The 21,541-nt window shown below is 44.4% G+C and carries 15 protein-coding genes and 1 other annotated feature; of the genes, 5 read left to right on the top strand and 10 right to left on the bottom strand.

Going from position 1 to position 21,541, the window contains the following annotated elements:
* Positions 1-5 precede the first annotated feature (5 nt).
* The 5 genes from IGI96_RS02585 (at position 6) to IGI96_RS02565 (ending at position 11,256) form a co-directional block, all read left to right on the top strand.
* Positions 6-788, top strand: a complete 783-nt coding sequence (locus IGI96_RS02585; RefSeq protein ID WP_010749763.1) for an RNA-binding protein — start codon at positions 6-8, stop codon at positions 786-788.
* Positions 789-808: 20 nt separating this feature from the next.
* Positions 809-1,564: a DivIVA domain-containing protein gene (locus IGI96_RS02580; RefSeq protein WP_005228824.1), complete on the top strand. Its 756-nt coding sequence runs from the start codon at positions 809-811 to the stop codon at positions 1,562-1,564.
* Positions 1,560-1,789 (top strand) — a binding site (T-box leader). It overlaps the preceding gene by 5 nt.
* A gap of 358 nt (positions 1,790-2,147) precedes the next feature.
* A complete protein-coding gene (ileS, locus tag IGI96_RS02575) occupies positions 2,148-4,943 on the top strand; it encodes an isoleucine--tRNA ligase (protein WP_086337989.1) in 2,796 nt (931 codons plus the stop codon).
* Positions 4,944-5,309: 366 nt separating this feature from the next.
* A complete protein-coding gene (gene gltB, locus IGI96_RS02570; RefSeq protein ID WP_086337990.1) occupies positions 5,310-9,815 on the top strand; it encodes a glutamate synthase large subunit in 4,506 nt (1,501 codons plus the stop codon).
* A gap of 1 nt (position 9,816) precedes the next feature.
* Complete coding sequence (locus IGI96_RS02565) at positions 9,817-11,256, top strand: glutamate synthase subunit beta (RefSeq protein WP_016620658.1); 1,440 nt, start codon at positions 9,817-9,819, stop codon at positions 11,254-11,256.
* Positions 11,257-11,339: 83 nt separating this feature from the next.
* Here IGI96_RS02565 and vanS read toward each other — a convergent pair whose 3' ends face one another.
* The 10 genes from vanS to IGI96_RS02515 all read right to left on the bottom strand — a co-directional run bounded on the left by vanS (position 11,340) and on the right by IGI96_RS02515 (position 21,422).
* Positions 11,340-12,470 carry a vancomycin resistance histidine kinase VanS gene (gene vanS, locus IGI96_RS02560; protein WP_303393663.1) on the bottom strand — a complete coding sequence of 377 codons (1,131 nt, stop codon included), beginning with the start codon at positions 12,468-12,470 and terminating at the stop codon, positions 11,340-11,342.
* Positions 12,460-13,155, bottom strand: a complete 696-nt coding sequence (vanR-C, locus tag IGI96_RS02555) for a vancomycin resistance response regulator transcription factor VanR-C (protein WP_438784813.1) — start codon at positions 13,153-13,155, stop codon at positions 12,460-12,462. The genes vanS and vanR-C overlap by 11 nt, the downstream gene beginning before the upstream one ends.
* Before the next feature lie 98 nt (positions 13,156-13,253).
* Entirely contained in the window at positions 13,254-15,356 is a 2,103-nt protein-coding gene (vanT, locus tag IGI96_RS02550; RefSeq protein WP_086337991.1) for a membrane-bound serine racemase VanT, read from the bottom strand.
* Complete coding sequence (vanXY, locus tag IGI96_RS02545) at positions 15,353-15,925, bottom strand: D,D-carboxypeptidase/D,D-dipeptidase VanXY (protein WP_438784811.1); 573 nt, start codon at positions 15,923-15,925, stop codon at positions 15,353-15,355. Before vanXY ends, vanT begins: the two co-directional genes overlap by 4 nt.
* A complete protein-coding gene (gene vanC, locus IGI96_RS02540; protein ID WP_086299201.1) occupies positions 15,922-16,974 on the bottom strand; it encodes a D-alanine--D-serine ligase VanC in 1,053 nt (350 codons plus the stop codon). The genes vanXY and vanC overlap by 4 nt, the downstream gene beginning before the upstream one ends.
* Positions 16,975-17,319: 345 nt before the next feature.
* Complete coding sequence (locus tag IGI96_RS02535; protein WP_176285398.1) at positions 17,320-17,865, bottom strand: TIGR01440 family protein; 546 nt, start codon at positions 17,863-17,865, stop codon at positions 17,320-17,322.
* A gap of 5 nt (positions 17,866-17,870) precedes the next feature.
* Positions 17,871-18,350, bottom strand: a complete 480-nt coding sequence (locus tag IGI96_RS02530) for an ECF transporter S component (protein WP_015510153.1) — start codon at positions 18,348-18,350, stop codon at positions 17,871-17,873.
* Positions 18,347-19,135 (bottom strand): bifunctional hydroxymethylpyrimidine kinase/phosphomethylpyrimidine kinase, encoded by a 789-nt coding sequence (gene thiD / locus IGI96_RS02525; RefSeq protein ID WP_086337992.1) that lies wholly within the window; start codon positions 19,133-19,135, stop codon positions 18,347-18,349. The genes IGI96_RS02530 and thiD overlap by 4 nt, the downstream gene beginning before the upstream one ends.
* A gap of 103 nt (positions 19,136-19,238) precedes the next feature.
* Positions 19,239-20,765 (bottom strand): glucose-6-phosphate dehydrogenase, encoded by a 1,527-nt coding sequence (gene zwf, locus IGI96_RS02520; RefSeq protein ID WP_010749749.1) that lies wholly within the window; start codon positions 20,763-20,765, stop codon positions 19,239-19,241.
* 9 nt (positions 20,766-20,774) lie between these two features.
* On the bottom strand, positions 20,775-21,422 hold the full coding sequence (locus tag IGI96_RS02515) for a metal-dependent transcriptional regulator (protein ID WP_015510150.1): 648 nt from the start codon (positions 21,420-21,422) through the stop codon (positions 20,775-20,777).
* Positions 21,423-21,541: the final 119 nt, after the last annotated feature.

The raw sequence follows: 21,541 nt of genomic DNA, 5'->3' as shown, positions 1-21,541 counted from the left end.
TATCGGTGAACGCAAATGTCTATCAACATTTTCGAAACGATGAACGCCCTTTTATTGATTCCGCTCAAGGATGGATCGAACAAGTGCAAATGCAGTATGCGCCTTACTTAACTGATTTTTTAGATCCGAGACAAGCGTATATTTTAGAAAGCTTGATTCGTCAATCAACGGATTTAAGCTTCCGCTTTTTTGGTGGTTACGAAGCTGCTGAAAGACGACGTTGTTTGATTTATCCCGATTATTATGAGCCCACCACCGATGAGTTTGACATGACTTTGTTTACGATTCAATACCCGAAAAAATTTACGGTGTTGAGTCATGGAAAAGTTTTAGGCACGTTAATGGGGACTGGAGTCAAGAGGGAATACTTTGGAGACATTCTTTCCGATGGTGAAATATGGCAAGTATTCGTTGCCGCTGAAGTCAGTCATTTTATCCAACTCCAAGTGGATAAAATCGGAAACGTCTCGGTGCGCTTGGAAGAAACAAAATACACCGAGTTGATCGTTCCTAAAGATGGCTGGACCGAGGAAAGAGAAACGGTTAGTTCATTGCGTCTTGATACAGTGATCTCTGCCGTATACAACATCTCACGTCAGCGTTCGAAACAGTTGATCGAATCAGGAAAAGTAAAAGTAAACTGGACAGAAGCACTACGACCAGATTTTGTTCTGGATTTACTGGATATCGTTTCAGTAAGAGGATTTGGTCGGATTCAAATACAGGGGTTAGAAGGAACCACGAAAAAAGAAAAAGTTAGATTGTTATTAGGTGTATTACGTAAATAAATCAAAGAGGTGTATAGAATATGGCATTAACTCCATTAGACATTCAAAATAAAAACTTTTCAGTAAAAATGAGAGGATACAACCAAGACGAAGTCGATGACTTTTTGGATATGATCGTCCGCGATTATGAAGAAGCGGTTCAACGCAATCGCGAGTTAGAGAAATCATTGAAACACGCCGAAGAAAAACTAGAGTATTTCAATGAACTGAAAGACGCTTTGAACCAATCCATCATCGTGGCTCAAGATACCGCGGATAAAGTAAAAACAAGCGCAAGCAAAGAATCAGAAGTGATCGTTACGTCTGCCCAAAACCGTGCGGATGAAATGGTTGCTACTGCAGAAAAACATGCCCATGCCTTGATGACCTCAGCGGAAGAAAAAGCCAAAGAGATTTTAACGGATGCAACAGACAATGCCCGTCAATTGGCAACAGAAACAAATGACTTGAAGAAGAAAACCAGAGTCTTCCACAACAACTTATTGGTTATGTTACAAACCCAATTAGAACAAGTGAAGAGCCCCGAGTGGGAAGAGATTTTGGCGCCATTTTCAAGCTACGTGCAAGATTCCCATCAAGTAATCAGAGAAGTTTTATCAAAAGAACTTGACAGTGAAAATGGTTCTGGAGTAAACTCAGAAGCAGTGGACACATTTGATGTGGACGTTGTTGAATCAGATGAAAAAATCGTTGATGTAAGCGAAAGCCCTGAAGTGAAAACATTAGATGATGCGAGAAACTTATTAGACGAATTGAACAAAACAGATAACAACTAAGACACAGAACAGAAAAATTTCTTATATTTTTCAAGCGAGTTTGGGAGAGTGGAAGCCAAATAAAACCCTGTAAGAAATCAGATCATCTGTGAGTTGCGTTCTTTAAAGAGCCGATTATCCAAAGACTCAAGTAGAGAACGACGCCTGATCCCGTTACCGATCATCAAAGAATTGTCTAACGACAATTAAAATTTGGGTGGTACCACGAACACGTTCGTCCCTTGCCAGGGACGGACGTGTTTTTTGCTGTGAATCACTGCGACTGGTCCGCAATGCGGAACAGAGCAGATGATGAACAGTACTAGGCGACCGTAGGGAGCGTAGTAACCCTACTAGGAATCACTATGATTGGTCCGCAATGCGGAACAGAGCAGATGATGAACAGTACTAGGCGACCGTAGGGAGCGTAGTAACCAAACGAGGAATCACTAGGATTGATTTTTAAAATCAGTGAGACCTAAACACAAGGAAGTCATGGCAACCAATCCATTTTGATACGTTCAATAGAAGCAATTGATTGGTCGAGTCAATGGATTTAGAAATTATACGGAAACGTAGTGAGACGAAAAGGAGCGAAACAAGAATGAAAATGAAAGAAACACTGCATCTTGGAAAAACCGCTTTTCCAATGCGAGGCAACTTGCCGAACCGCGAAGTGGATTGGCAAAAAGAATGGGAAGAAAATCGATTGTATCAACGCCGTCAAGAATTAAATGAAGGCAAGCCAACCTTTGTCTTACACGATGGTCCTCCTTATGCAAATGGGAACATCCATATCGGACACTCATTGAACAAAATCAGTAAAGACATTATCGTACGTTCCAAATCAATGTCAGGTTTCCGTTCCCCTTATGTACCTGGTTGGGATACCCATGGTTTGCCGATCGAGCAAGTGTTGACAAATAAAGGAATCAAGCGCAAAGAAATGAGCTTGGCAGAATACCGCAAAAAATGTGAAGAATATGCTTTGACCCAAGTGGATACACAAAGAGCTGACTTCAAACGTTTAGGGGTTTCTGGTGACTGGGAGCACCCATACATCACACTGACGCCCGATTATGAAGCTGCAGAAATTCGCGTTTTCGGAAAAATGGCAGAAAAAGGCTATATCTACAAAGGATTAAAACCAATCTACTGGTCACCATCTAGTGAATCATCACTAGCAGAAGCCGAGATCGAATACAAAGATGTAAAATCACCATCGATCTATGTTGCTTTCCCAGTCGCAGATGGCAAAGATTTGCTTGATTCAGATACATCTTTTGTTATCTGGACGACGACGCCATGGACCTTGCCAGCGAATCTAGGAATCTCTGTGAATCCAACCTTTGCCTATGTTCAAATCTTGGCTGATGGTCGTAAATTTGTCGTGGCAAAAGATTTATTAGAAACCGTGACGAATGAGATTGGTTGGGAATCTGTCGAAGTATTGCAAGAATTGGCAGGCGATCAATTAGAAAAAATGACGGCGCAACATCCTTTCTATGACCGTACGTCTCTGTTGATGTTAGGGGATCATGTGACATTGGATGCCGGTACTGGTTTGGTCCACACTGCACCAGGACACGGGGAAGATGACTACATCGTCAGCAAAAAATATGGGCTAGATGTCTTATCGCCAGTCGATAGCCGTGGGGTCTTCACAGAAGAAGCACCAGGATTTGAAGGGGTCTTTTATGACAAAGCCAATCCAATGATCACTGAGCTTTTAGAAGAAAAAGGGGCGCTATTAAAACTAAACTTCTTTACTCACAGCTATCCACATGATTGGCGGACGAAAAAACCAGTCATCTATCGGGCAACGCCACAATGGTTTGCTTCAATTGATAAGTTCCGTCAAAACATTTTGGATGAGATCGAAAAAGTAGATTGGATCATTCCATGGGGCAAAACCCGTTTATACAATATGATTCGCGATCGCGGCGACTGGGTGATCTCTCGTCAACGTGCGTGGGGTGTACCATTGCCAATCTTTTACGCAGAAAACGGCGAAGCCATCATCACGCCTGAAACGATCGAGCATGTGGCAAACTTGTTTGCTGAACATGGTTCAACGATTTGGTTTGAAAAAGAAGCCGAAGAATTGCTGCCGGCTGGCTTTACGCATCCAGGCTCACCAAACGGTAAATTCTCGAAAGAAACTGACATCATGGATGTTTGGTTTGATTCAGGTTCTTCTCACGAAGCCGTGTTACGTCAACGTCCAGAATTGACGTTCCCAGCTGACATGTATTTGGAAGGTTCTGATCAATATCGCGGGTGGTTCAACTCAAGTATCACAACTAGTGTGGCGATCAATGAAGTCGCACCATACAAAGCCGTCTTGTCTCAAGGCTTCACCTTAGATGGCGAAGGCCGTAAGATGAGTAAATCTCTTGGAAATACCATTGCACCAGAAAAAGTGATCAACCAAATGGGTGCGGATATTTTGCGCCTTTGGGTCAGCAGTGTTGACTACGAAGCGGATGTTCGAGTGTCTATGGATATCTTGAATCAAGTATCAGAAGTCTATCGGAAAATTCGCAATACCATGCGTTTCTTATTGGCTAACACGAATGATTTTGATCCAGCAAAAGACAGCGTACCATTTGAAAACTTGCGTTCTGTTGATAAATACATGATGGTTCGTTTGAATCAAACGATCAAAACGATCCGAGAAGATGGTTATGAAAAATACAACTTCTTGCATATTTACCGAACAGTCATCAACTTCTTGACAGTCGATATGTCATCCTTCTATTTGGATTTTGCGAAAGATGTCGTTTATATCGAAGCTGAAAATGATTTCCAACGTCGCGCCATGCAAACCGTCTTTTATCAAACAGCGGTTGCGTTGACGAAATTACTGACGCCGATCATTCCGCATACGGCAGAAGAAATCTGGTCACATTTGAAAGAAGAAGAGGAATATGTCCAATTAGCGGAGTTCCCTGGCTATGATACATTTGCTAACCAAGAAGAGCTGCTTGATTTATGGCGTGCTTTCCTTGATTTCCGTGACAATGTCTTAAAAGCATTAGAAGAAGCGCGTAATGCAAAATTGATCGGAAAGTCCTTTGAAGCGAAAGTCACTGTTTATCCAACTGAGCCAGTTGCGGCATTGCTAAAAGCTATCGATTCAGATATTGCACAACTGCTGATCATTTCACCAGATTTCTTAACGATCAAAGAAGCCGGTGAAGCAGCTCCTGAAATGGCATATCAATTTGAGGATGTGGCGATCTTAGTTGAAAAAGCCGAAGGGGAAGTATGTGAACGTTGTCGCCAAGTCCGGGTAGATGTTGGTGTAGAAGAGCAACTGCCAACACTTTGTGGGCATTGTGCAACCATCGTCAAAGAAAACTATCCCGAAGCAGTTGCAGAAGGCTTTGAAAAATAAAAGAACGAAAAAAGATGACCCCATTGCGGGTCATCTTTTTTTGCGCTTGCTCATTCTTATTCCTTGAGAATGGGAGAAAAACGCACGTTTCTGACATGAATATGAGAAAATAGGTGGCAATTGATAACGATTCTCATTTGTTTGCAATAATTTTTCGACAGTTTATTGTATAATAAAAAAACCTTACTAGACGAAGTTTCTTCCTTAAGGTCTGTAGGCAATTGTTTGTTCGAGATAGAGTATTTCACAGTCAACAGAAGAAACCAACGAGCTCGGATCAAGTAAAAAAAACTTGCCAGATAGAAAAACAGGTTGTAAACTGTTAAAAATCGGAATATTCAGAATATTGAAAGAAAGTGTGATTCCATGAGTGATTTAGAGATGATGAGGAAAACGAACCAAACGATGTACGATGCCGCTTTTGAAAAAGATGCTTGTGGGATGGGGTTTATTGCACAAAAAGATGGTCGCTATTCCCGAGAACTTGTGCAAAATGCCTTAACAATGTTAGAACGGATGAACCACCGAGGGGGAACTGGCGCTGAACCTGACACAGGTGACGGAGCTGGAATTTTGATGGCAATGCCTGACCCATTTTTTCAACAGCGAGCAAAAGAGGCCGAAATCTCATTGCCTGAAAAAGGCGCCTATGCTGTTGGGATGTTTTTTTTACCGAAAGAAAAGCTCCGAGCAGCACAGGTCCAAGAAGAAGTAACTAAAGACATTCAACAAATGGGTTTTACCGTTTTATGGCAACGGGATGTGCCTTATGATTATTATCAGTGTGGACCGGGGGCGCAAAAAGTCATGCCCTCATTTGTGCAAGTCTTTATTGAAAAACCTGTCGATGTAACTGCTGGCCGTCCCTTTGAAGATCAGCTTTACCGGCTACGACGTAAACTGGAAAAAACGTATCATACTGATGAGTTGTCTATCTGCAGCTTGTCCAGTAAGACAGTTGTTTATAAAGGAATGCTGCATGCCTATCAAGTTGGCTTATTTTTCAAAGATCTTCAAAGCCCAGAAATGACCTCTTGTATCGCATTGACCCATTCTCGTTTTTCGACAAATACCTTTCCAAGCTGGAGTCGGGCGCAACCTTTTCGTTTCTTAGCCCATAATGGCGAAATCAACACGTTACGCGGGGCAGAAAATTGGATGCATGGACATCAGATCGAAGTCTATGATGATGAAAATTCTGATTCGGCGAAACTAGAAAATTGTATGGAATATTTGTACCGTCAAGGGCGAGATATTCCTCAAGCACTGTTGATGATGGTGCCAGAAGCGTGGTCCAAAGAAGCTGGATTGTCGCCGGAGCTGACAGCTTTTAATGAGTACAACGCAAGCTTTATGGCTCCTTGGGATGGACCGGCAGCTTTATGTTTTACCGATGGGGATTTGGTAGGGGCTGCACTCGATCGAAATGGGTTACGGCCATCTCGCTACTCGATCACGAAAACTGGTTTTGTGGTCGTGGCCTCTGAGTCAGGTGTTGTCGATTTGCCAGCATCGGAAGTGATTGAAAAAGGGGTGCTTGGACCAGCAAATATGTTTTTGGTGGATACCAAAAAAGGGGTGATCTTACGCAATCAAGAAATCAAAGCGCATTATGCGAATGCCCATCCTTACCAGGAGTGGCTAGCGGATCACTTATTGACACCAGAGCTGCTTCCTGAGACTGAGAAGCAGGAGGAAACAGCAGATGATGCGATCCAGACCCTTTGGAAACGAAATGGTTACACGGATGAGATCATTCGCACGTTGATTTTACCAATGGCTCAAACGGGAGAAGAACCAGTGATCTCCATGGGGTTTGATTCACCCTTAGCTATTTTGAGCGAACGTCCCCAATCCTTGTTTACGTACTTCAAGCAACAATTCGCCCAAGTGACCAATCCACCCATTGATGCGATTCGCGAAAAATTAGTGATCGGTACCGAGCTGTTTTTAGGTCGAGATGGGGATGTTTCAAAGGACATTCGAATCAATTGTAATAAGCTGAAGATTGCTAGTCCGGTGTTAAAAACGAGTGAATATGAAAAAATCAAACAGTTAGATCAAAATGGTCAAAAAGCGGCTTTACAGTCGATTCTTTATGATTATGTACCAGAAAACGGGGCAGCTTTGCAACAAGCGTTAGAAGCGCTTTTTAAAGAGACGGAGCAAAAAATCGATTCTGGGGCAACGATCGTCATTTTAAGTGATCGGGAAGTCATCCAAGCGCAAGAAGGAAAAGTGGCGATTCCGATCCTTTTGGCGGTATCAGGTCTGCACAATTACTTGGTGCGAAAAGGCAAACGTTCCTTGGCATCAATCGTTGCGGATACTGCGGAAGTCTGTGAGGTCCATCATTATGCCATGTTAGTCGGCTACGGAGTAAGTGGGGTCCACCCTTATGGGGCTTACCAGACATTGGCACATTTTGAGCTTTCAGAGAAGATCGAAAGTTACCGTAAGGCATGTGAAAAGGGCATTGTCAAAATCATGTCACGAATGGGGATTTCAACGATTGCCGGTTACCATGGGGCGCAATTGTTTGAAGCTGTTGGTATCTCTGAGAAAGTTATCTCCGAATACTTTACCGGCACGGTTACTCGTATCGGTGGACTTTCATTAGCGCAAATCGAGCAAGAATACTTAACGCGTTATGAAGCGGCGTATGGCGAGAAACGCGTGGATTATCTTGATTCGGGTGGTAGTTTCCAATACAAAGCTGACGGGGAACATCATCTGTTCAATCCAAAAACAATCTATGGATTTCAAAAAGCTGTTCGTACCGGCAGCTATGCGCTTTATAAAGAATATGCGGCGGAGATGAACCAAGACGCGTTAGAGAATCCAACGACCCTCCGTTATATGTGGACTTTTGCGAACACAAGACGCAGTATTCCATTAGCTGAGGTGGAGCCAGTTGAAACGATCGTCAAACGATTTAAAGTCGGTGCGATGTCTTACGGCTCTCTAAGTGAAGAGGCACATCGCTGTATTGCTGAAGGAATGAATGCGATCGGGGCAAAATCCAACAGTGGAGAAGGTGGAGAAAACCGAAATCGTTTCAAACCAGTGAATGGCATTAATTATAATAGTCGCATCAAACAAGTAGCTTCTGGCCGTTTTGGTGTCAACGCCGAATATTTAATGAGTGCGGACGAACTCCAGATCAAAATGGCGCAAGGGGCGAAACCTGGTGAAGGGGGGCAATTGCCAGGCAACAAAGTCTTCCCGTGGGTCGCTGAGATTCGTGGCTCAACACCTGGGGTCCGATTGATTTCGCCGCCACCACATCACGACATTTATTCGATTGAAGACTTAGCCCAGCTGATCTATGACTTAAAGGCAATCAACCCGTATGCCCGCATCAATGTCAAATTGGTTTCTAGTACAGGTGTGGGTACGATCGCTACCGGTGTCGTCAAAGCCGGTGCAGACGTAGTCGTGATCTCAGGCTATGACGGTGGGACCGGTGCTTCTCCGAGAAATTCGATTCGGGATGCTGGCTTGCCTTGGGAGATGGGGCTTGCAGAAGCCCATCAAACGTTAGCTATGAATCATTTGCGGCAGCGAATGACCTTAGAGACAGATGGAAAATTGATGACGGGGCGTGACATCGCCATTGCTGCTCTTTTAGGAGCAGAAGAATATAGCTTTGCCTCTTTAGCGCTAGTTGCGATTGGTTGTGTCATGATGCGAGTTTGCAGTATCAATACATGTCCTGTCGGCATTGCTACACAGAACCCAGCGTTGCGCAAATTTTTCGCAGGGAAACCTGAGCACATCATCAATACGATGTATTTTTTAGCAGAAGATTTACGGGAAACGATGGCCGAGCTAGGGTTTCGCACGATTGATGAGATGGTAGGACACGCGGAATTGTTGACACCACGCTTCGTTGCCAAAGGCAAAGCAAAATCATTAGACTTTTCCAGAATGATTGGAACGACGATCCCGATCGAACGCAAAGTGAAGGACCCATTCCTTGAGAAACGTCAATGGCCAGAATTAGATGCTTTTGCCCAAGCTGCTATCGACAACAATCAAGAAATCGTTATGAATCATACGATCAATAATGTTCAACGTTCAGTCGGCGCTCGTTTAGGGGGCTGGATCGCAGAACGCTTTGGCAATTACGAAGTAACACCAGGCTTGTTGCAGTTTACGTACCGCGGCATTGCTGGACAAAGTTTTGGGGCGTTTGCCACCCAGGGAATCCAGTTGAAACTGATTGGCGAGGCCAACGATTATGTAGCCAAAGGATTGAGTGGTGCCCGTTTGATCATTGTGCCGCCTGAAGATGCTGCTTACGATGCAGAGCATTCACCGATTGTCGGTAATGTTGCTTGTTTCGGGGCGAATCGTGGTGAAGGCTATTTCCGCGGCATTGCTGGCGAACGCTTTTGTGTCCGTAACAGTGGAGCCAAAGTCGTTGTCGAAGGCGTTGGTGACCATGGCTGTGAGTACATGACTGGCGGTGTCGTGGTAATTTTAGGAAAAACCGGTCGCAACTTCGGTGCTGGAATGTCCGGTGGCGTGGCGTATGTTTACGATCCCGATCAAACCTTTGCTGATAAATGCAATCGGGAAATGGTTGATTTGTACCGGATTGGTGAAAGCGGTGATGACCACCAGTTGAAGGAGATGATCCAGCAGCATTTTGCCTATACGGATTCATTGAAGGCGGCTGAGATTTTAGAAGATTGGGAAAATCAGCAGCAACATTTCATCAAAGTCTATCCGACAGAGTACCATCAGATGATCCAAGCAACGGAGACTTTGGCTGAGCAAGGATTTATCGGGGAGGAACTTGTGACGAAAGCTTTCGAAGCCGTCGTCGGTCCACAATTGACTATTCCAGGAAAGGAGCGCGACTAATATGGCAGATCCATTTGGTTTTTTAAAGTACCCAAGAGTAGAAAATCCTACCCGACCGGTTTCAGAACGTATCCAAGACTGGCAAGAATTACAGACGCCATTGCCTGAAAATGAGCGTCAAGAGCAAGCGGCGCGCTGTATGAATTGTGGCATTCCTTTTTGTCATACTGGTTCTTTTTACGGCGGGCAACGGGCGGTTTCAGGTTGTCCCAATGACAACCTGATTCCTGAATGGAATGATCTGGTTTATCAAGGGCGTTTCCAAGCCGCCTTTGAGCGTTTAGCCAAAACCAATCCACTACCAGAAATGACAGGGCGTGTCTGTCCTGCTCCATGTGAAAAAGGCTGTACCGAGGCACTGAATGGCTCAGGTGTCACGATCCATGACAATGAACGTTTTATTATCGATACTGCTTTTGAAAACGATTGGGTCAAAGCTTCCGGGTTGCCTCAAGATGCGACTGGTTTCAAGGTGGCCATTGTTGGTAGTGGACCGGCTGGTTTATCCGCTGCTTGGCGCTTGAATCAACTAGGACATCAAGTGACGGTCTATGAACGCAGCGATCGCTTTGGCGGTTTGCTAATGTATGGTATCCCAAACATGAAATTAGACAAAGATGTCGTGCAGCGACGTATTGATCTAATGGCAGAGCTAGGCGTGACCTTTGTCGCTAATACGGAGATCGGTCGTGACTTATCAGCAGAAGAATTGTCCGCTCAGTATGATCGGGTCATTTTGGCAACAGGAGCTAGTGTTCCTCGTGACTTGAAGATTCCAGGTCGTGAATTGACTGGGGTGCAATTTGCAGTCGATTATCTGACGGAAGCAACCAAAGATGTCTTAAAGCATGGCAAAGCGGCAACAAGTAAAAAACTTGCTGGCAAGCACGTCGTCGTGATTGGCGGCGGCGACACTGGAAATGACTGTATTGGTTCAGCGATTCGGCAAGGAGCCGCTTCTGTGCGTCAATTGGAGATCACGCCCCAACTGCCATTGACACGTACCGACAGCAATCCTTGGCCTGAATACCCAATGACAGCCCGCACAGGATATGGGCAAGAAGAAGCGGCTGAAGTCCTGCAAACACAAGTGACGTATCATGGGGTGTCCACAACAGCCTTTATCGGCGCCGAACGCGGCCAGTTGATCGCCATCGAAACGGTCTCAGTAGATCAACAGTTTCAGCCGATCCCTGGCACAGAGCAAGTGATCAAGGCGGATTTGGTTTTGTTGGCAATGGGCTTTGTTGGTGCAGAGACCCAACTCTTCGATGCCTTTGGTGTGCGAGAAGTGTACGATGATTACACGACGAACAATGAACGAGTGTTAGTCGCAGGAGATGCTAAAAGAGGACCGAGTTTAGTCATCTGGGGGATTCGCGAAGGACGCTTAGCGGCAGAAAAAGTCGATCAAGCGTTACGATCATTGGTGTATCAATAAGCAATCAATAAAAAACAACCTGAGCAGCTCTTCCTCCCTCTGAATTAGAAGGGGAACAGCGAAATGCTCAGGTTGTTTGCCTGTTAAGCAGTTGGTTCAGATGGATGGGGCTTTGACCGCTGTTCATTTTTTTCCATTGATACCTTCGGTAGACGAATCGAAAAGACGATGGTTTCGTCACGGCTTTCCGCCCAGATTTTTCCACCTAATGCTTCAACGATTTCTTTGGCGATCGGCAGCCCCAGACCGGTCCCACCCGTCGCTGTTGCTCGGGAAGCATCCATGCGGTAGAAAGGCTCAAAAATCAAGCCGATCTTTTCAGCTGAGATCGTTTTTCCTTGATTGGTCAAACGAATCAGGATATCATCAGATTCGCTGATGGCTAAACGCAAAGGGGAGTTAGGATAGCTATAATTGATGGCATTGCGGATCAAGTTATCAAAGACGCGTTCCATCTTCTCTGTATCGACAGTCGCATAGACTTTTTTCTGCAGCTGCAGTTGCCAATGAAGGTTTTTTTCTTCTAACAGCGGCAAAAATTCAAACGTCAACTGTTCCAGCATCAAGCTCAGATCCGTGGTTTCGGTCTGTAAGGCGATCGTTGTAAGATTAAAACGGGTGATTTCGAAAAACTCGCTGATCAATAATTCTAGCCGCTGGGCTTTTTGCAAGGCGATCTTGGTATAGCGTGCGCGTAGTTCGGAAGAAAGCTGCGGTTCTTCTTCTAGAAGTGTCAAATAGCCGATCACACTGGTCAAAGGTGTGCGTAAATCATGTGCGAGATAGACGATCAAATCATTTTTCCGCTGCTCTGCTTCTTTGGCAGCTCGTTGATCCTGTAGATTTTTTTCCCGCAACTGGTTCATTTCTTCTTGCACGTCGATCAGATTGCTGGAAAGAACGATTCGCTTCGTAGGTTCAGCAATCAATTGATTCGTGGCTTGAATCGTTTCATTCAAATAGCTGATGGCTTTACTCATATAATAAATCGTTGTGCTCACCCAAATCAGCAAGGCACCGATTGCTAGACAGACGAGCCAATAATCAGCAAAAAGCCGTAATATTTGATAAATGGGCTCATAGCCGTACCAAACCCTCAATCCTGCTACAAAGCGAACAGTTAAAGGGATCAGAATCAAAAGGAGCATTAAAACACCTGTGGTGATAAAGTATTGAGTCAAAAGTTTCCGGATCAATGGACTTCTATTTTTCAATGATATAGCCGACCCCCCATACAGTTTTGATTAATTTCGGTTTGCGGGGTTGTTCGTTTAGCTTTTCCCGCAGACGGGAAATATGTGCCATCACTGTGTTATTGTTGTCTAAATATTTTTCTTTCCAGACTGCTTCAAAAAGAGTTTCTGAGGCAACGACCGATCCTTGGTGTTCAAATAAGTAAAGCAGGATTTTAAATTCGATGGGGGTCAAGAAAACCTCTTTGCCATAAAGATAACATTGGTGACTGTTGATTTTCAACAGTAAGCCTTCCTTTTCGTATTCTTCAATCTTCTGCGGAACAGCTGACTGATTGTATCGTTGGTATCGCCGTAGTTGCGTTTTGACCCGAGCAACAACTTCTAATGGATTGAAGGGTTTCGTCACATAATCATCTGCACCTAGACTTAGACCGGTAATTTTATCCAGATCTTCTCCTTTGGCAGTGAGCATCAGTACTGGAAAAAAGTGGGTTTTGCGAATGGTCTGTAACAGCTGAAAGCCGTCGATATCCGGCAGCATCACATCTAAAACTGCCACATCGACTGTTTCTTTTTCGAGATAAGCCAAAGCACTCGTTCCATCATAAAAAGGTTCCACTTGAAAGCCTTCATTCCTTAGAAACGTCGTGACTAACTCGGCGATTTCTTTTTCATCATCAACAACAATTATTTTTTCTGCCATCCTTGATTCACTCCAACTATCTACGATCTTTTTTCATTTAAACTACCATTTACTCTACCCACATCATACCGTAATCGGTAAGCGAATGCATTCGTTTTCTACTTTGACATTGAAGGGACGCGGGAACCTAGTCGACTGATCAATTCATTGGGAATGGTTTGTGCTTGATCAGCTGTATTCGTCCAATCGCTGATTACTTCTAACCAACTTTCGACCGCCAGTTCTGGATAGTCCGTTAAATCGATCAAGAGCATATCCATACAAATCAACCCAACCTGCGGGAGTAACCCCCCTTGATAAGACAATTGGAATCCTTGATTTGATAGGGCACGGGGGACTCCGTCACAGTAGCCGATACTAACGATCCCAATCGTGGTAGGTCGATCAAAAACAGTGGCTAGTCCATAGCCGATCGCTTCACCAGCGGCGACTGTTTTTTTGTCCACTAGTAAGGCTTTTAGGGTCAGAATCGGCTGTACGTTTATCTTCTGTTTTGTTGGTTCATTCGGGACACTCAGGGAACCAGTTAAAAGAATACCCGGGCGCACATAATCATACTGTTTCTCTGGATAATTCAATATTCCGTAACTGCTTTGCAGATGCGTCAGACCATAGGCGATATTTCTAGCGGATAAGCCAGCCAATAGATCATCAAAACAAATGATTTGGGCTTGTGTCCGTAAGATACTTGCCGTATCTAGCTGATCTGAAGAGCCTAGATGGGAAAAAATGCCTGTGATCTTGAGGGATGGCAAGGCATAAAGCCTTCTAACTGTTTCAAGGTCAGGGGCAACGCCTAGACGATGCATGCCGGTATCTACCGCTAAATGGCATTCGATTGGAAGGCCTGTTCGGGCTAACGCTTGTCCATGCGCTTCACTGACGATAGTTTGAATTAAGGAATATCGGTTCAGCTCTTTGGCACGTTGGGCAGAAGTGTACCCTAAAATCAGTAAGCGACTTTTAATGCCAGCTCGCCGTAATTCGATGGCTTCTTCTATGGTGGCAACAGCAAAAAAATCGACGCCTACTCTTTCCAAGGTACGAGCGACCAATTGTGCATCGCAACCATAGGCATCTGCTTTAACGACCGCCATCACTTTTGTTGTGGATGGAATCACTCGTTTGATTTCCTGCAAGTTGTGCAACAGGGCGGGGGCTGAGAATTCTTTGGCTGCCCGCTGCAAGTGGAGCGGCGTTTTTTTCGGAAACGGCAACAGCTTTTGCAAAGCAAAGAGACCATAAATCAACCCGATGGTCAATCCTAAGACCACGAAGTAATTGATTAGATTGTTTTGAAGCAAGGGCAGTTTCTGACTAAGAAAATGGGTTACTGCAATGGTATAAGGATGGAGCAAATAGAGCCAAAGGGACAGACGACCCGCTTGTTTCCAGATCATGGGTGCTTGCCATTGCTGAATGATCGGAAATAAAAACAAGAGAACGAAGGGCAAAAAGACATACATGCTGTCATGTTTAGGTGTAGTAAAGTGATGCAAGAGATAACTTTCCAAAAGCAAGCAAATCAGACTAATCATCAGATAACTATAGCGATGGGGAGAAGCAGGTTTTTTGGCAAATCTTCTGGCTAGTACCCCTAAGATCAAAAATAAGGGAGCAAAAAAAATGCCGTTGCGAGTGCCATCCAATAGTTGGAAAATCAGTGAATAGAGTGGCGTGATGGGTGTTTGTGCAGCCAGGCCAGACCAACTGTCCCCACCTAAACCAACCACATACAAACCGACAGCAATGAAAAACACCTGCTTGAAAGAAAGCCGTGTCAAGAGGCCCATCACTAGTAGACCGCCGGTAATGATCGCAGGAAAATACCAAAGATGGTAAAGAATGCCGTTGACTAGCAAAGTTTGAATAAAAGTGTCTAGTGGCATGTTCAATCCTAGTATGCCGCTGTACCAAGCAAGCGGCAAAAAGAGCAGTGTGGCAATGAGATAGACTTGCAGCTGTTTTTTGATAAACTGCCAGATACGTTGTCTGGCAGGATAGCTGTTTTGGGTGGCTAAATCACTGAACACATAATACCCGCTGATCATAAAAAAGAAGGGGACGGCGATTCTGAAGAGCGTCAACGTGATCAGGATATCACCGTCAGGCCATAAGCGGTGAAGAGGCAGACAGTGGATCGCGACCACCATCATCGCCAAAATTACCCGAAATTGCTCGATTCCTTGATTCTTCTTCATGCGAACTGCCTCGCCGTTTGTTCAAGGTATTGATGGTATTCTTCCAAGGTCCACTGTTGGCTGGCGATGATTTGACTATGGGGCAGACCGACATAACGAAAATGCCATGGTTCATAGCCAATCCCTGTAATTTCCTGTTTGTCCGCGGGATAGCGTAAAATAAACCCATAGTTCATCATTTCCTGGGTAAATAAATCCGCCGCTGCGCTGTCACGAAATCGTGGGCAGATCAAATCATCCTGGCTGCCTTTTAAACCAACATCGATCGCTAAGCCTAACTGATGTTCACTGCACCCGGGCAATGCCACAAATTGTTTCGTATAGGCTAGCCCATTTTCTTTCAAGGAATATTCCCATAAATACCGTTGCTGCTTTTCGGTTCGGTAGCCATCTAATAAGCAGATCTCGTCTTCAAGCTTTAAAGCTTTGACTAGCCGTTTCCATTGTTTGGCTACTTCTGGTTGCAAGTAAACCTCGTCTTCACTGAAGGCAGCAAGGACTAAATGAGGCGGCTCTTGGTTTTTTTCTAACGGAAATTCTTTGCTAACTAACTGTAGATAGGGATTCATTTGACTTCCTCCTTTGCTAAGACAAGCAGTTTTTGTAGTAGTTCTTGATAGGATAAGCCGATCGCTGCCATCATGGCCGGATAGCGGGAGTGACTAGTAAAGCCCGGCATAGTATTGATTTCATTCAAGTATAGTTCTCCTTGATTCGTGACAAAAAAGTCGATGCGAGCAAGTCCTTTAAGACCAAGACTGTGATAGAGCAGCTGAGCTTGTTCTTTGACCTTGGTTTCAATCGTTTCAGGCAATGGTGCAGGAACGGTGATCTTGGCGCTAATCAACTGGTACTTTTCTTCAAAATCGAAAAAGCCTTCTACTAATGAAATAGCGTCACAAGCACCGACAGTCAAAGAGTCGTTGCCTAAGATACCGCAACCAATCTCAACGCCAGCGATATTTTTTTGTAAGAGCACTGCTGAACAATAAGCGAAGGCTTCCTTCAAGGCAGGAGCAATTTCTTCGACACAAGTCACTTTTGTGATCCCTTTTGAGGAGCCAGCTTCATTAGGCTTAAAGAAAACCGGAAAGCCATGGGTCTGGATAAAGGCTTCGATTTGTCTTTGCTGGTTGTCTTGATTTGTCAAGAGAATCGTAGGAGCGCTTTGTACGCCAATCGCTTCTGCTACTTGATGCAATAACCATTTGTTCATACATAATGCGGAGGCCGCCACACCGCAGCCTACATAAGGTAGTTTCATCAATTCAAACAATCCTTGGATACTGCCATCTTCCCCGTATTTGCCATGCATAATGGGAAATAAAACATCAGGTACCAACGTTTGCTGCGCTTCACTTAGCCAAAAGCCGTTTCCTTCAAAAAGCGGCTGGATTTTCTGTTTATGTTTCGTATCCAACAACCACGTGTCTTGTCGGATGTTTTCCAGTTCTCCTGTATACAAATACCAATCTATAGCATCTGGGGCGATCCCGATCAAAGAGAGGTCATAGTCATCGGGAGATGATAGGAGTGCTTCGATTGCGCTAGTTGCTGAGGCTAAAGAAACGGCGTACTCCGGTGAATTGCCTCCAAAAATAATGGCGATTTTTTTCATATTTTTCTTCCTTCCACTTTTCGATTCTTGCTGCATTCAGTCTACCAAGGAAAGAAAAAAGAAATTTGCGGGCTTACTGGCATCTTTCTTTTCTTTTTGTGATGAAATTGTGACGAATTTATGACAAAAGGAAGGCGACAGCTGCCGCTCTTTTTACGCAAGAAAGGAAACAGAATTTGAAGTAGAAAAAGCTGCCATAAGATGGAGCGGAGAAAATAGTGAAAGGAGAGCACATTTAAGGAAGGAAAGGAGAGGCAATAGCAGGAACGTTGACACAAAAAAAGCACGCCGAAGCATGCTTTTTCCTTTTGAAGATGGTTTTTCGCTCATTATACGATTCGCTTATTATGCGTAATGAGCACGAGGACCACCGATATATTTGGGCCGTGATCCCAGAGCTGTGACATGGGCAGCGCCAAGGGTCTTGATAGAGGGACGGATCGGGATTTGAACATGTTTGACATGCATACCGATCGCTGTGTCGCCGATATCGATACCCGCTTTGGCCACAATGTGCTCCACTTCGATAGGCTCATCGAACAACTGGAAAGCCGCAACTGAGCAAGCACCGCCTGCATGCAGCTGGGGCACTACTGCGACTTCTTCTAATTGATATAGTCGAGCCGTTTCACGCTCAACGGCTAAAGCCCGATTGAGGTGTTCACAGCCTTGAACGGCTAAATGAATATTTTTAGGACGCAAGATCGCTCGCAGTGTTTCGACGATGATCATGCCTACTTCTTGACTGGAATTTTTGCCAATCAAGCCGCCCACGACTTCACTTGTTGAACAGCCAAGGACAAAAAGATCGTTTTCACCAACGTTCGCTGTCGTAATGACTTCTTCAACGATCGTAGTTAAATCCGTTTTTAATTGATTGATATCTGTCATAAGAATCACCTTTCATTTAAAGAAAACTTTTTCGTGCGGCGCAAGGCATGCGTCAGCGGTAAAGCAACGATGCTGCCAAAGACCGTTTGGATCAAATTACTTGGAATCGAGGCGATCCCAGCGCCTAACCCGAATAGTAAAACTGTTGCTGCTGCGTAGCCGGCGATCATGATCAAGCTGCCGACAATGACGGCTGCTAGTGGCCGGTGGCTCATTCTGCCTACGATCCAGCCTTGTACACCATGAATCACGATGGAAAAGAAGGCCCATTCAGGGTAACCTGATAGAAAATCAATGATGCCGCCGCTCATTCCACCGACGAAGGCCCCGGCGCTAGGACCAAACAAAAGGGCCGAGATATAGATCCCTGCTTCACATAAGGTCACAAAACCCTTCGTTTGCGGAACAGGAATGATAAAGGTCAAAGAAAGTGCACACGTGAGTGCCGTCAGCATAGCGATCGTAGTTAAATTTCTTACTTTCATAGGTGTTCCTCCTTTTTAAAATAGGCGAGCTGATTGACGTTGCCAGAGGTTCCTAAAGGCAGACCGTCTTCGATCCCTGCCCAAACAAATGCTTTTGCAGTTTGAACAGCTGTTTCCAATGAAGTGCCTTTGGCAAGTAAAGCGGCAATCGCCGATGAAAGGGTACACCCAGCACCGTTGGTAGTCGTTCGGGTACTTTTTTCTGCTTCGAAAACAGTATATTGCCCAGAGTGGTATAAAAGGTCGTAGGCTCTTTCTCCAGTTAGTCGACTGCCACCTTTGATCAGGATATTTGGGGCACCCAATGCATGGATTTTTTTCGCCGCGGTTTTCATCTCTGCTAAAGAGGTAATGCTTTGTCCAGATAAGTGTTGTGCTTCGAGTAGATTAGGTGTCACTAATGCTGTGTAAGGAAACAATGAGATCAATCCTGCTTGATAGGAGTGGTTAAAGGCAGTATCTCCTTCTTTGAAGGCGAGAACGGGATCGAGCACGATCGGTCCGGTAAATGTTTGTAAAAAATCTCGCAGCAATTCAATGATGGCGGTTTGATGAAGCAGCCCGATTTTGATTGCATCTAGGGATACGACCGAACGCAGTGAATCCAGTTGTGCTTGGATCACAGGCTCAGGGAGATCATGGAACATAAGATCATCCTTGATGGCGACCACACATGTTAATAGGGCATGGCCAAACACCCCGAATTCCTCAAATGTTTTCAAATCAGCCGTCATGCCGCCACCTGCCAAACTGTCGAGACCGGCGATCGATAAGACTTGTTTCATGTCTGCTGCTCCTTTCATTTCTCATTTCTTTCTATTATAAACAGTCGGTAAAAAAGAAAAACGGCCAATTGGATGTTTTTTCCTCATCCAATTGACCATTTGCTTATTTCTCATTTAGTAAATCTCGCTCACGATACCATTCATCGGGACGCCAGATCCATTCAAAGCCATCGGCAGCTAAGAGATCATAGGCTGCTTGGGGGCCCATCGTTCCTGCGGCATAATTTGGAAAATCAGGTGTTTCTTGGTCCCAAGCGTGACGGATCACATCAACGATGCGCCAAGATTGGGCAACTTCATCCCAGTGGGTAAAGTTAGTGCCATCACCGTTCAAGGCATCTAGAATTAGTTTTTCGTAAGCTTCAGGGGTGTTTTCGACGATTTCAGTACTATTTCGGTAATCGAGCTTCACTGGCAATGTCTCAAACCCTTGGCCAATTTCTTTTCCGTTCAAGGAAAGAGAGAAGCCTTCCGTCGGTTGAATGTAAATCGTCAGCACATTCGGTGCCAAACTCTCGATTTGCTTTTGTTCATTCAGGTCTTGCTTAAAGACATTGACTGGGACTTGTTTAAAGACAATGTTGATGCGAGTGCCTTTTTCCGTCAACCGTTTCCCAGTGCGTACATAAAATGGTACGCCGGACCAGCGGAAGTTATCGATCAAAAATTTCCCAGCAACGAAGGTTTCCGTTGCCGATTCTTCATCCACATTGGCTTCTTCACGGTAGCCAACAAATTTCTTGTCTTCTAATTGTCCCTTATCGTATTGACCACGTACGAAGTGTTGTTTCACTTCTTCTTCGGAGTAGATACGGATCGCATTTAAGGCTTTGATTTTTTCTGTCCGTAATTCTTTTTCAGAAAAAGCCACTGGCGGTTCCATGGCTAATAAGGAAAGAATCTGCAGAATATGATTTTGGACCATATCCTTCAAGGCACCGCTCTTATCATAATAGCCGCCGCGTTCTTCTACGCCTAAGTTTTCTGCGATATTGATCTGAACATTGTCAATGTAACGATTGTTCCACATTGACTCAAAAATGTTATTGGCAAAACGAATCGCAGAAATATTTTGGATCATTTCTTTTCCTAAATAGTGATCGATTCGGTAGATTTCTTGTTCCGTAAAGACTTGATTGATCTCTTCATTCAATTCTTTTGCTGAATTATAGTCGCTTCCAAACGGTTTCTCGATGATCACCCGATGGTAGCCGTCAGTATCCAGCATTCCTTGGGATTTTAAGTGAGAAACGATCGTCCCAAAGAAATTAGGGGACATTGCTAAGTAAAAAATCTGATTGCCTTCTAAATGGTATTTCTGATCTAAGGTTTCCGCCAAATCCTTTAATGAATCATAATGGCTCGTATCTGTTACATCATGTGATTGGTAGTAGAAATGAGAAGCGAATGTCTCTGCTTGTTCTTGTGAGTCACTCAACTCTTTGATTGTACCCATCACCACTTCACGATAGTGTTCATCCGACCAAGGACGGCGTGCAGTACCAATGACTGCAAAATCTTCTTTCAAATCGCCTTTTTTGTACAACCGAAACAAAGAAGGATATAGTTTGCGTTGGGCAAGGTCGCCCGTACCGCCAAAAATCGTAAAAAGGACCTTTTTTTCCATCATCTTCACTCCTTACAGTTTATCGACAAAAATCGTGCTGGCGGCTTTGTAGCTGACAGCAATTTCTTTTGTGTCATTTTTGATCGTAATCGGACCCTCGTATGCTGCCGCATCGATGATCTCGTATTCTTCATGAATATTCAATTTGATCGAAACGAGATAATCCAGCAGTTCTCGTTCGTCAAGGACACGGGCGATACGAATCTTGGTTCCTACCGGATAAGAACTCATGGTGTTTTTTTCGCCTTCGTGAATGAGTTCTCCTTGTTCAGGAATCATTCCCCCATGTGGGCAATACCGAGGATGATCAAGGTAGGCTTCTAAGCGGCTCGCCAATGTTTCTGAGGTGACATGTTCTAAAACTTCTGCGTCATCATGAACTTCATTCCATGAATAATGCAGGTGCTCTACAAGAAAGACTTCCCATAAACGATGCTTACGAATGAGGGCACTTGCAGAAGCTAAACCAGTTTCAGTCAACTGTACCCCTTGATAAGGTGAATGTTCCACTAAGCCTTCTTTTAATAATTTTGAAATCATTTCACTTACTGAAGCTGCTGAGACGTCCAGACCTGACACGATTTGTTTGTTATTGATCTTCTTTTGGTCACCACCAAGCTCTAAGATGAGCTTTAAATAATCTTCACGATTTGGTGTCATCGGATCCATCCTCTCTTATCAAAGACTATCAAAGTAGATTTTATCAAAAAAGCCAGCTGATTACTATGAAAAAAGCCGCCGGTTCTCAATGTTCTATGTAAAAAGAAGACCGAGGGGAG

The organism is Enterococcus sp. DIV0421 (assembly GCF_051713745.1).
Taxonomy (GTDB): domain Bacteria; phylum Bacillota; class Bacilli; order Lactobacillales; family Enterococcaceae; genus Enterococcus_D; species Enterococcus_D casseliflavus.
The sequence above is the reverse complement of the archived record's forward strand: the minus strand, read 5'-3'. Positions and strand labels throughout refer to the sequence as shown.

Bases quoted from the DNA above. Each gene is read 5' to 3' on its own strand.
- IGI96_RS02580 (WP_005228824.1), top strand. From the start codon at position 809: ATGGCATTAACTCCATTAGACATTCAAAATAAAAACTTTTCAGTAAAA.
- ileS (WP_086337989.1), top strand. From the start codon at position 2,148: ATGAAAATGAAAGAAACACTGCATCTTGGAAAAACCGCTTTTCCAATG.
- gltB (WP_086337990.1), top strand. From the start codon at position 5,310: ATGAGTGATTTAGAGATGATGAGGAAAACGAACCAAACGATGTACGAT.
- IGI96_RS02565 (WP_016620658.1), top strand. From the start codon at position 9,817: ATGGCAGATCCATTTGGTTTTTTAAAGTACCCAAGAGTAGAAAATCCT.
- vanR-C (WP_438784813.1), bottom strand. From the start codon at position 13,155: ATGGCAGAAAAAATAATTGTTGTTGATGATGAAAAAGAAATCGCCGAG.
- vanT (WP_086337991.1), bottom strand. From the start codon at position 15,356: ATGAAGAAGAATCAAGGAATCGAGCAATTTCGGGTAATTTTGGCGATG.
- vanXY (WP_438784811.1), bottom strand. From the start codon at position 15,925: ATGAATCCCTATCTACAGTTAGTTAGCAAAGAATTTCCGTTAGAAAAA.
- vanC (WP_086299201.1), bottom strand. From the start codon at position 16,974: ATGAAAAAAATCGCCATTATTTTTGGAGGCAATTCACCGGAGTACGCC.
- IGI96_RS02535 (WP_176285398.1), bottom strand. From the start codon at position 17,865: ATGACAGATATCAATCAATTAAAAACGGATTTAACTACGATCGTTGAA.
- IGI96_RS02530 (WP_015510153.1), bottom strand. From the start codon at position 18,350: ATGAAAGTAAGAAATTTAACTACGATCGCTATGCTGACGGCACTCACG.
- thiD (WP_086337992.1), bottom strand. From the start codon at position 19,135: ATGAAACAAGTCTTATCGATCGCCGGTCTCGACAGTTTGGCAGGTGGC.
- zwf (WP_010749749.1), bottom strand. From the start codon at position 20,765: ATGATGGAAAAAAAGGTCCTTTTTACGATTTTTGGCGGTACGGGCGAC.
- IGI96_RS02515 (WP_015510150.1), bottom strand. From the start codon at position 21,422: ATGACACCAAATCGTGAAGATTATTTAAAGCTCATCTTAGAGCTTGGT.